This window comes from Marinoscillum furvescens DSM 4134 (assembly GCF_003386095.1).
GTDB classification, from domain to species: Bacteria; Bacteroidota; Bacteroidia; order Cytophagales; family Cyclobacteriaceae; genus Marinoscillum; species Marinoscillum furvescens.
On record NZ_QREG01000020.1, the window covers coordinates 19542 to 31576 of the forward strand.

The 12035-nt window shown below is 48.4% G+C and carries 5 protein-coding genes; all 5 read left to right on the plus strand.

All coding sequences use genetic code 11. The annotated features are described in order from the left end of the window. The first annotated feature begins 47 nt into the window (after window positions 1-47). The 5 genes from C7460_RS17845 to C7460_RS17865 all read left to right on the plus strand — a co-directional run bounded on the left by C7460_RS17845 (window position 48) and on the right by C7460_RS17865 (window position 12008). Window positions 48-3557 (plus strand): COG1470 family protein, encoded by a 3510-nt coding sequence (locus C7460_RS17845; RefSeq protein ID WP_115869499.1) that lies wholly within the window; start codon window positions 48-50, stop codon window positions 3555-3557. 57 nt (window positions 3558-3614) lie between these two features. After that, the gene (locus tag C7460_RS17850; protein WP_115869500.1) at window positions 3615-6245 is read left to right on the plus strand and encodes a GH116 family glycosyl-hydrolase; all 2631 of its coding nucleotides are present in this window, start codon (window positions 3615-3617) and stop codon (window positions 6243-6245) included. A 13-nt stretch (window positions 6246-6258) separates the two neighbouring features. Then, window positions 6259-7605: an SET domain-containing protein gene (locus tag C7460_RS17855; RefSeq protein WP_115869501.1), complete on the plus strand. Its 1347-nt coding sequence runs from the start codon at window positions 6259-6261 to the stop codon at window positions 7603-7605. A gap of 239 nt (window positions 7606-7844) precedes the next feature. Further along, window positions 7845-9479, plus strand: a complete 1635-nt coding sequence (locus C7460_RS17860; protein ID WP_115869502.1) for a GH39 family glycosyl hydrolase — start codon at window positions 7845-7847, stop codon at window positions 9477-9479. A gap of 27 nt (window positions 9480-9506) precedes the next feature. Next, window positions 9507-12008 (plus strand): glycoside hydrolase family 95 protein, encoded by a 2502-nt coding sequence (locus C7460_RS17865; protein WP_115869503.1) that lies wholly within the window; start codon window positions 9507-9509, stop codon window positions 12006-12008. Window positions 12009-12035 lie beyond the last annotated feature (27 nt).

Genomic DNA, 12035 nt, shown 5'->3' on the forward strand with positions numbered 1-12035 from the left:
AGAGGCTTGCCTCCTTATTACCTAATGTTACCTAAGCTTTAATATTCATGCGATTTATCAAAACTTGTAGTGCATTTATCCTGGTTCATTTATGGGCATCTATTCATCTGATTGCTCAGCCTACGCAGCAGGTAGGTTCTGCTGATTTTTCCGACTGGCAGGGCGTCAATAAAGTGAAAAATGACGCAGCGGTAGTGACTGCTGAAGATACCATTTCGTTCACATATAGCAACCAAAACAGGGTCTATTTTCCGGGCATTAAAAGACCCTTTCTGGGAGATGCCGCCGACTGGACTCCCTACAAAGGCATCGAATTTGACATCTTCTTAAAAAAGCATTCCACTGCGCAGGTAGAGGCCGTTTTCAAGGTGGACTCCCTCGACTATGGAGACCTCAACCCTGTGAACACGGCCAAAGTACAGGTAACGGGCCAGGGCTGGCACACGGTATTTGTTCCCTGGGAACTTTTTGATGTGGATGCAGGCCAAAAATGGGCCACACTTTTTGCGGTGAAGCATCTGTTGCTTTCTGTAAAGTCCGATGAAAACCCTTCGGTACAGGTTCGTGATGTACAGCTAGTCAAAGGCAAGTCTGTGTACCTGGAAGCAGGTATCCAGGGCAAATCCGCTGATGCCGGATCTACCGTAAACTATGAAATTGAAGTAGGAAACTCTACCAGTCAGCCGCAGGCCATTCAGCTTCGGATCGAAACGATGGGGTGGGAGTCTATGAATGCCCGCCTGGAGCCAGCAAGCTTTACCCTGGCACCGGGGGCAGCGCAGCCCGTTACGCTCTCAGTGGATGTAGCCGATCATTTGCCAAAAGGCATCCGTGAAAAGCAGGTTGTCAAAGCCATAGCCAATGGCTCTGGAGCTTCAGTAGCCACCATTGAGTTTACTACTGCTGTGAGTGTTCCATTTCCAAACATTGTGTTTACTGCCGAAGGCTGGCAAAAGGTGCGTGAAAAAGCCCAAAACTATGAATGGGCGAAAGAAGGCCTGGAAGCATATGTACGTAAAGCTGAAAAGTGGGATGCACCGAAAGGCGCAGATCTCAGCGATGTAGATGGAAGACCACTTGGCATAGCTGTTTTCAGAACCAGTGCATATGGAGCGCTTGACTGTGGCATAGCCTACCAGCTTACTGGCAATGAAGCATATGTGACCAAGTGCTTGAAGCTGCTGCGCCGATTGATCGACCCGCAAACGGGATATCCAGCCACATTGGTTGGCGGAAGTAATTCGTTTGTAGGAGAAGGCAAGTTTTGGCAGTCTGTAGCGCGCATGTACGACATGATCAGGACCAGTCCTCAGGTCACCGCCGAAGACAAACGCCTGACCGAAGAGACTTTTCGGCTTTTTGCCACCCAAACCCTCAAAGGCAATACCAAAGGGGCCATCAGCAACTGGAATGTGGCTGAAATCACTGCAGCGTTGTATTGCGCACTTAACCTTCAGGATTGGTACCTGATCAGCGAGCTACTCGAAAACCCAACGGGCATTTACAAACACCTGGAGCATGGCATCATGAGCGATGGCTGGTGGTATGAGTGCTCGGTAGGTTATAATACCTGGGTGGCTACAGAGTTTTCTGAGATCGCTTTGGCGCTAAAGCCCTGGGGCATCAATTTCAAAGACATGACATTCCCCATCGGAACGACTAAGCATTTTTCCTTGCTCTCTAGCCGCCGGCAGAGTGGCATTATGGGCATGGAGTTTGAGAAGTGGGGCAAAATAGAACGCAACCACGTAGGTATCAAAGACATGTGGGATGCCGCCATACCTTTCACAGATTTTCGTGGCGTGCTGCTAGCTGTGAATGATGCTGTAGAGGGCAAACTATCCGGCAAATCCTATGAGCTGGCTTACTACCTGTACGGAGACCCGGAATATGCGGCTATCATCCACCGCGGTGGCGAACGCGATTTACTGTATGGCGTACCTGACCTGCCCGAAGTGGATTCGAAAAAAATGACCGTTTCGGCCTATGCCGACAACATGGGGGTGGTACAGCTCAGATCTCAAACAGATGATCGCCCCATCAGCAACCAGATCCAGGCAGCACTGCACTATGGCTCGCATGGTGGCTATCACGGCCACTTTGATCGCACGAATCTCGTCCACATGAGCCGATACGGACGCAGCTTCTATGGCACCCTGATGTTTTGGTATGGCTATGGTAGCTATCTCTACAAGTTTTGGAAGCAGGTGTCAGTCAATAAAAACATGGTCGTAGTAGACCAAAAAATGCAACAACCTGTGCCCAACTCCAGACTGCTGTTTCACTCCGGAGATATGATGCAGGCCACGGCCATAGAGACTAACTCAAAGTGGAGTCACCCACCGTATGGAGGCATTCATTACAACCAGGAGCAGACTTTTGCAGAAAAAATGTGGGAAGAGGGCAGGTCAATACCCGTACCCGAAAATGCTCCGGAATATGCTGAAGTGACAGGGTTTACTGAGCCAGTGCTACAGCGTAGACTCATGGTGGTGCTAGATGATTACATCGTATTGGCAGATTACCTTAAAGGTGAGCAGGAGCACGAGTTTGACTGGATGTTTCAGGCCAAAGGATTTAAAGGAATACAGGCAGAGAAAGTGGCTTTCGCCCGTCATACCAACCAAATGAATCCAGACCCTATCGGCAGTGCGCAGTTTATCACCGACTGCAACTGGTACGATGTGGAAGGTGTGGCCAGAACCCAATTTGAAATGTGCTGGGGTGAAGGTTGTGATAATGAAGGTGTGCGCTTGCCTCACAGCCTTGACGGTCCATTGAAAATAGACGTGATCAACGCCTGGCCGCCTAAGTCAGAAATCATGATCGGGACGTCTACAGAGAGCTTCTATGTAAACAAACAGCTTTGGTATACCGTGGGAGTAGATGGCAAAGAAATTCTCAACGACAGCACTGGAGCCTGGATACTGGGAGGTAAAAAAGTTTCGCTAAATGTAACCGATGCGGATGAGCTGGTGCTGACCACCAAAACAGCAGGTAAAATTCGAAACAATACGATTTTTTGGGGAGATGCCAAGCTGATATTAGAGGATGGATCTGAAGTGTACTTGTCTTCGTTGCCCGTGAAGTACCAAAATGTGTTGTTGCCCGAAGATGCAGGTAAAGACTACTACGGTGGGCCGGTAAAAATCAGTGGTGAGCCCATGGCCAACCCAACACCAGGGATGCCTGAAAACACGAAAGAAGCCGCTGTGATTACGGTGGACATTAGCGGTATAGCCGCACAGCGTTTTGAAGCAACGATCGGGGGAGATTTTCCGCTAGGAGACGAAAGCTCCCGACTCAAATCCATGGCGGTACGAACCAAAGGAACGGAAGCACGCTACCTGTCCATAGTGGAGCCTTATGAAACTGAGTCTATGATCGAAAGGGTAGTAGCTAAAAGTGAAAATGAGCTGCTGGTAAAGTTGAAAGATGGACGTGAGCAGCAGCTGGTGATCAGTGGTCTGGAGGGCTCTGATGGAGAGGTGAAAGTCGAGGTGAAAGAAATGAAAAATGGGCAGGTGGTTCGTTCAGAGCGATCTGATGCAGAGTAATGAATATTTGAAATGATCTCAACATCCCACGCGACGATTGGAGATAATTTTATACTCATGAAAAGGATTTGGTTTACCGTGCTTTGGAGTGCTTTTGTCATTTCATACAGTTTTGCTCAGTCTGTTTCAGGTAAAACTGGTACGGCCAAAAAACATCAGGAACAGCCAACCGATTGGCCGGTTTTGACGACCTACGATCAGAACCATATTGCCAGAATTGCTATGCCGATTGGTGGTATAGGGACTGGTACTGTTTCACTGGGTGGGAGAGGAGACCTTCGCGATTGGGCCATTATGAACAAGCCCGCAGTTGGCTACATACCTACCAGTGAGCATCGGGGGTATATAGGGCCCATTTTTGTCTTATACACAGAAACCGCCAATGGCCAACGTGCCACACGCGCATTGGAAGGACCTTTGGATGTGTCACACTATGAAGGCCCGTTTGGGAGCACCACGCCAAACCACGGCTTTCCACGCTTTGACTCCTGCAGCTTTCAAGCAGCTTACCCGTTTGGTCAGGTGCAGCTTGCTGATGAGGATATTCCCTTAAAAGTAAAGCTAAAGGCATTTAATCCAATGATACCCGGGGATGCAGATGCTAGTGGTTTGCCAATAGCTGTCTTAACCTATGAGCTTACCAATAATTCTGAGGAAGAAGTGTTTGCAGCTGTTTCTGGAAACATCCCCAACTTCATCGGTATGGATGGCTCAGATCAGGAAATCAAGGGGAGAGGTTTTTGGACGCCCTACGGTGCGAAAAAAAACAAGAATCAATTCAGAAAAGGACAGGACGTACAAGGCATTTTTATGAGTTCGGAGGGTGTAGACCCAAAAGCTACTACATGGGGGACCATAGGCTTAACTACATCTGCAGATGAAAAAATTACTTACCGGACCTCCTGGAGTAAAGACGAATGGGGAAATGCAAGGCTGGATTTTTGGGATGACTTTAGTGCGGATGGAAAACTGCAAAAACGTCCACCAAACATTGAAGACAGGCCTATGGCTTCATTGGCTGTGGAAGTGGAAGTGCCGGCCAATAGTACTCGAGAAGTGACTTTTTATCTGACGTGGCATTTTCCCAACCGAATGACCTGGACACCCTATGACGATGGGCTGGATAATGTATTGACCAACTACTATGCCACCCAATATGCCGATGCATGGGAGGTAGCAGAGCGGGTTGTTCCTCAAATAAAGGAGCTCGAAGCAAAATCCTTGCAGTTTGTCAACGCATTCATCGGTAGTCCGTTGCCGGAGGTAGTGAAGGAAGCGGCTCTGTACAACAGCAGCACGCTACGGACCCAGACCTGTTTTCGGACGGCTGATGGAAAGTTTTATGGTTGGGAAGGGACCAGCAATATAGAAGGTGTTTGCCATGGGTCTTGCACGCACGTATGGAATTACGAACAGGCTACTCCCTTCTTGTATGGAGAGCTCGCCCGTACCATGCGCGAGGTGGAGTTTGGACATGCTACAGATGAGTTGGGCATGCTCAACTTCCGGGTAGGACTGCCACTGGAGCGTGCTACCTATTTTGATCGCACAGCTGCAGATGGACAAATGGGAAGCATCATGCGTATGTATCGGGAATGGCAGCTGAGCGGTGATGATGCTTTGTTGCACAAGCTCTGGCCCAATGTGAAAAAGGCCATGAAATTTGCCTGGATAGACGGTGGCTGGGATGCAGACAAAGATGGTGTGATGGATGGCTGCCAGCACAATACCATGGATGTGCAGTATTTCGGTCCCAATCCGCAGATGGGTATTTGGTACCTGGGAGCGCTACGGGCTACCGAAGAAATGGCACAGTACATGGGGGATGTAAAGTTTGCCAAAACGTGCCGAAGCCTCTTCGAAAAAGGCAGCCATTGGGTTGATGAAAACCTGTTTAACGGCGAATATTACATCCATTTGATTCAGCCTCCCAAAAGTAGAGATGACATTGCTCCTTCATTGCTGAAAGGATTGGAAGCGAAAGATTTAGGCAACCCCGACTATCAGCTGGGAGAGGGATGCCTGGTAGATCAGCTTGTGGGCCAGTACCTCGCCCATATTTGTGGGCTTGGTTATCTCATCGATGAGCAAAACACTAAAACCACGCTGAAAAGCATCATGAAATACAACTATCGGGATGACAGTAATTCCGACTTTAATGCCATGCGGTCATTTGTGCTGGGTGACGAAAAATCCCTGGTGATGGCCAGCTATCCAGGTACACGCCCCAAGCACCCTTTTCCTTACTTCACCGAAGCGATGACCGGGTTTGAATATACAGCGGCTGTTGGTATGCTATACGAAGGACAGACCGAGGAGGGGCTGCTAACGATCAAAAACATCAGGGACCGATACGACGGACTCAAGCGCAACCCATTCAATGAAGCAGAGTGTGGCCATAACTATGCCAGGGCCATGGCAAGTTGGGGGGCGGTCATTGCCCTTTCAGGGTTTCAGTACTCTGCCGTGGAGAAGTCCATGGCATTTGCTCCCTTTGATGGCAAGATGTTTTGGTCCAATGGAAGTGCATGGGGGATTTGTGAGCAGTCTGGTTCTGATGTGGAGCTGTCTGTGTATCATGGGACGGTGGCTTTGAAATCTTTTACTATAGCGGACAAGAAAACGATAAAATTTAAAGAACTCCTAAAGTTAACCTCTGGGGAGTCAGCCGTTTTAGCCTTCAAATAGACCTATTCAAAATATGAGACCAAATAATGGACTGCTGCTGTTAGGGTTGTACCTGCTCTGCCATATTACTTCTGCTCAGGAGCTAAAAATCAGCTCCCTAAAAGAACTGACAAAATATGCTGCTGAGAGTGGAAATCAGATAACCATGGAGCCTGGAGTTTATCGCCTGACTGATTATTTGAATGCGGACTCCATCCGCGATCGTCGCAATCGCAAAGCTTATCAATACATCACCTTTAGCGGAAGCAACAACACGTTCAATCTTGAGGGTGTGGAGATCGAGTTGGATACGGAGATTAGAACCGCTCTAAACCCGCCGATACATTCGGATGAATTTCTGATTACTGGATCCAACAACACCTTTTTAGGGCTTACCATCAGGTGCATTGGTGAGGGCACTTCTCGAGGTGGTACCGTGCTACAGGTAGCTGGAGAACACAATGTACTCCGAAACATCACTTTGCATGTTGCCGGGTCATACCCTTATGGCTATGGAGACTTGTTTGGCAAAGGCAAGCAAAAAGAATCAACCATCAGGCATCGAAAGCACAGTGGACTTTTAGTCACAGGAAGTCATACCCGGCTTTATGGGTGTCGGATCTACAACCGCTCCTTCGGTCATTGTTTCTTTGTGCAGCAGCATCCTAAAAATGTCTATTTCGAAGACTGCTATGCTGAGGGAGAGGTGCGCGCTACGGATGATATATTGGCAGAAACATCTGGGCCTGCCTTTGATGTAAATTTCAAAACCTGGACCCAAAATCGAGAAGGAGAATATGTCGTTACGCCTGGCTATATGAAATCACTGTGTGAAGATGGGTTTCGCACCTATGGCGTATGCGAAAACATCGCCTTTAAAAACTGTACGGCTAAAAATACCCGTGGAGGGTTCGAGCTGCGCTTCAACAGTGCGCGCCTGGAAAACTGTACCACCATTGGTACCGAACGTGCCTATTGGATTGGAGAGCATACGGAGATGATAAACTGTACAGGAGATGCCAATTATGGGCCTTTGTTGTTTGTAGAAGGTAGCAATGTGGCTGTGGAGCTCACGGTTGATCCAATAGAATCCGATCGGTTGGTCCATTCCCTTGTTACAATACTTGGAGACAGCAATAACGTGACGCTAAAAGCCCAAGACGGCCAGCAGAAAAAGAAAGCCCTACCTATTTTGGTAGGCTACACTCCACCGCTTCATGGGGAATCTATGTCGCCTTACAGCCAGGAAGAGGCATCTGCTCTCACATTAGTTAATGAAACAGGAATGCCTGTCACATTAGGAGAGAAGGCTCACAATTGCACCGTACATACCAACGGAGATGTCATAGACCGGGGACTAAACAATCAGATTATTCATTGAGCCTTTTCCTGTACCAGGCACTAGCAGCATTTCCGTGATGGTAGGGCCTCAGTTTAGAGCAATGGCCCAAAAAGGAGTGATCCTGGTTTTAAAGCCAGCTTATGGTTCATGACGTGAGCTTTTTGGGCCATTAGTGATATAGTGAGCCTTCACTGCCAGATATCTTTAGCATCCGATAGCCGGGGTAGATCACCGGCTTTGGTCATGATTTCCAATCAAACGAAAAAGTTAAATCACGGATGAAAAAACTATTGATAGTTGTGCTGTTTTTGGTCCAGGCAGGCATGATTAGTGCCCAGTCTGTAAGTATTAGTGCCAAAGCTGAGGGAGAAAAATTTGAGCACTTTTGGAGCAAGTGTGTAGGAGCAGGGCGTGCCAATGAAGGCCTGCGTGCCGGCTGGCTGGAGCAACTTGAAAAAGTACAGGAAAACTGTGGATTTGAATATGTGCGCTTTCATGGCATTTTTCATGACGACATGTTTCCCGTATTTGAAAAAAATGGTGAAATCACTTACAACTGGCAATACATCGATGAGTTATTCGATCGGATGCTCGATCTGAATGTTCGCCCCTTTGTAGAGCTCGCGTATTTTCCCACTCCTCTGGCTGCCGAAAACAGCAAGACGCAGTTTTGGTGGAAAGCCAATATCACGCCTGACCCAGAAAAGTTTGATGAGTGGCACAACATGGTAAAAGCCTTTACGCAGCACTGTGTGGATCGCTATGGGATAGATGAGGTGCTCACTTGGTATTTCGAAGTGTGGAACGAGCCCAACTTGTACTACGGATTCTTTGACGGTACCAAATCGCAGTATTTTGAGCTGTACAAGCAATCCGTGCTGGCGGTGAGAGCTGTAGATGACCGACTGAAAGTAGGCGGTCCCTCCAGTAGCAATTTTGTAGCCGATGATCGCTATGCCGGTGAAATCGAAAGTCGTGATGGTGATCTCATCACCTTTACCGCCGAAAACATCAATGACCTGGAGTGGAAGGGTGTTTGGATCGAAGACTTTTTGGAATACTGCGAAAAGGAAAAGCTTCCAGTAGATTTTGTGACTACTCACCCATACCCTACAGATTATCCATTTAACCCGCGTACGGGGAAAGGAAAGGATTTTTCGCGTTATGTAAACTCTACCAAAGACGATATAGAGTGGCTCAACAAAGTCATCAGTGAAAGTGCGTTTCCTGATGCCGAGATACACCTGACCGAATGGAACACGAGTCCCAATAGCCGGGATGCGATGCATGACTTTTTGCCTCCGGCTGCCTACATCACCAAGGTCAATCTCGACTGTATTGGTCTGACCAATTCACTTGCTTTCTGGACGTTTACAGATATTTTCGAAGAAAAAGGTGGCGGGCAGAGCATCTTCCATGGGGGCTTTGGCATGATCAACTTCCAGGGACTGGTAAAACCTTCATACCATGCCTACCGCATGCTGCACCAGCTAGGGGATGAGAAGTTATTCAAGAACGACTACCTCTTTGTCAGTCGGGATGCCGGCGATGGGAAAGTGGTTGCTTTGGCCTACAACTATCCTGAGGATCACTACAAGGCCGTTCCTTCTAGCATTCGCAAAATTGACAAGTATGAAAATGGCAAAAGCCGTCAACTGGACTTCACTCTTTCAGACCTGAGACCGGGCACCCAGTTTAAAGTGGAAGTGCTCGACTGGGAAAGTGGCAATATCTACAACTACTGGGAGAGAATGGGCAAGCCAGAGCCTCCTACTCGCGAGCAGATCAAGGTGATGAAGCAATATGCCGAAAACCTGAAGACGACACTGGTTTCAGCTGATGAAAACGGACAGGTGAGCATCAATCAGGAGCTAACTCCCTGGAGTCTGGTGCTGATCGAGCAAGTCAACTAATGTTTATAAGGAAATAAGAAGAAAATCATGGGTATACTAAATATAAGGCACCTGGTTGTCATCATTGCTGTTGGCATATCTGTGTCACTGTCAGCGCAGGATTTAAAACTCTGGTATGATGAGCCGGCACCTAACTGGAACGAGGCGCTTCCTATAGGCAATGGCAGGATAGGGGCCATGGTGCATGGAGGACCATCGGCAGAAAACATCCAACTCAATGAAGAAACGCTGTGGTCTGGTGGACCGCATCGGAATGACAACCCGGAGACTCGAGCTATTTTGGATGAGATCCGTCAGTTGCTGTTCGATGGCAAATACAAGGAGGCTCACAACCTGGCCAATGCAAAAATCATATCTAAAACGGCTCATGGCATGAACTATGAGACGGCCGGAAACCTTCGGTTGAAATTTGAAGGCCATGAAGACTACTCCGATTATTATCGGGAGTTGGATATCAGCACAGCAGTGCAAAAAACCACTTACAAAGTTGGAGGAGTAAAATTCGAACGTGAAGTGTTTACTTCCTTTCCGGATCAGGTGCTGGTAGTGAAGTTGACGGCAAGTGAGCCCGCGAAGCTCAGCTTTGTTGCTGCTATGGACAGACCCGGTACCGCTCCCTTATTGCTTTCTACTGAAGGCAATAATGTGTTGAAACTTGAGAGCAGGGGACATGACGTCAAAAGTAAGCGGCTTCCTAAAGAAGCAGAGCCCATAAAAGGGCTGGTGAAATTTCAAAACCGGGTAAAAATTGTTCCTGAAGGTGGAAGTGTAGATGCTACCGATACTTCATTGGTAGTGAAGTCAGCAAACAGCGTTTTGATCTACGTGAGCATTGCTACCAATTTCGTCAACTATCAGGACGTAAGTGCCGATGAAAACCAGCGTGCTATAGACTACCTCACTGCTGCAGAAAAAAAGAGTTATGACGCATTGAAGTCGGCACACATCGCATATTATCAGGAGTATTTCAACCGCGTAACCCTCGATCTGGGCACCTCCGATGCGGCCAATAATTCTACCGATGAACGAATCAAAGCATTTAGCCAGGTAAATGACCCGGCTTTGGCGGCATTGTATTTTCAGTTTGGGCGTTATTTGCTGATTAGCTCCTCACAACCGGGCGGTCAGCCGGGCAACCTGCAGGGCATCTGGTGCAATGAAATTACTCCACCATGGAAAAGTGCCTATACCATCAACATCAACACGGAGATGAATTACTGGCCAGCAGAGGTGACCAGTTTGCCAGAAATGCACGAGCCATTGATCACTATGGTGAAGGAACTATCCGAAGCAGGACAGGAAACTGCGGAGGTCATGTACGGCGCTGAAGGCTGGGTGACGCATCACAATACCGACCTGTGGCGCATCTGTGGACCAGTGGATGGCGCCACCTGGGGCATGTGGCCATCCGGAGGAATCTGGCTGAGTCAGCACCTGTGGGACAAATACCTGTACTCCGGGGACGAAGCGTACCTAAGTGAAGTGTATCCGGCCATGAAAGGAGCCACTGAATTTTGCCTGAGCTTTTTGGTGCCTGAGCCAGAAAATGGCTGGTTGATTTTTACACCTTCCACCTCACCAGAAAATCGCCCTGCACACTTTCCAAACATGGTAAACATCCAGTATGGCGCCACTATGGATAACCAGCTGGTGTTTGATATGCTCACCAAAACCGCCGAGGCAGCCAATCAACTTGGCGTGGACAAAGCCCTCGTAAAAAGAATAGAAGAAACCTTGCCCAAACTGGCGCCAATGCAAATAGGGCAGCACGGTCAGATACAAGAATGGATCAAAGACTGGGACGACCCGGAGGACAAGCACCGGCACGTCTCGCACCTCTATGGCTTGCAGCCATCCAATCAGATTTCACCCTACCGCACTCCTGAGTTGTTTGAGGCTGCCAAAAATGTGCTGATCTACCGTGGAGACCCCTCTACGGGCTGGTCTATGAACTGGAAAATAAACCTGTGGGCGCGTCTACTCGATGGCAATCATGCCTACAAGCTCATGGGAGACCAAATCAAACTAGTAGGCCGTCCGGGATCTCCTCGAGGGGGTGGTACCTACGCCAATATGTTGGATGCGCACCCTCCTTTTCAGATCGATGGCAATTTTGGATTTACCTCCGGTCTGGCCGAAATGCTCGCGCAGAGCCACGATGGAGCTATTCACTTGCTGCCTGCTTTGCCAGATGTTTGGCAAGATGGCAAAGTCACAGGTCTCCGAGCACGTGGTGGTTTTGTGATAGAGTCACTGGAGTGGAAAGATGGGACCTTGCAAAAAGCGGTAATTCGGTCCACAATTGGTGGAAACCTCAGGCTAAGAAGTTATGCCCAACTGGAATTACAGGGCAAGGGCAAGCTGAAAAAAGCCAAAGGAACCAACGAAAATCCGTTTTATAAGACTCCGGAGATTAAGGAGCCCGTGATCGATGATCAAGCAAGCATAGCACCATATCAGCCCGCAAAAAGCTTCATGTATGACTTCAATATGGAGCCCGGGCACAGCATCACGCTGATTGCCAAATGATCGAATACCATAGGGATGCCCTTACTC

Bases quoted from the DNA above. Each gene is read 5' to 3' on its own strand.
- C7460_RS17845 (WP_115869499.1), top strand. From the start codon at position 48: ATGCGATTTATCAAAACTTGTAGTGCATTTATCCTGGTTCATTTATGG.
- C7460_RS17850 (WP_115869500.1), top strand. From the start codon at position 3,615: ATGAAAAGGATTTGGTTTACCGTGCTTTGGAGTGCTTTTGTCATTTCA.
- C7460_RS17855 (WP_115869501.1), top strand. From the start codon at position 6,259: ATGAGACCAAATAATGGACTGCTGCTGTTAGGGTTGTACCTGCTCTGC.
- C7460_RS17860 (WP_115869502.1), top strand. From the start codon at position 7,845: ATGAAAAAACTATTGATAGTTGTGCTGTTTTTGGTCCAGGCAGGCATG.
- C7460_RS17865 (WP_115869503.1), top strand. From the start codon at position 9,507: ATGGGTATACTAAATATAAGGCACCTGGTTGTCATCATTGCTGTTGGC.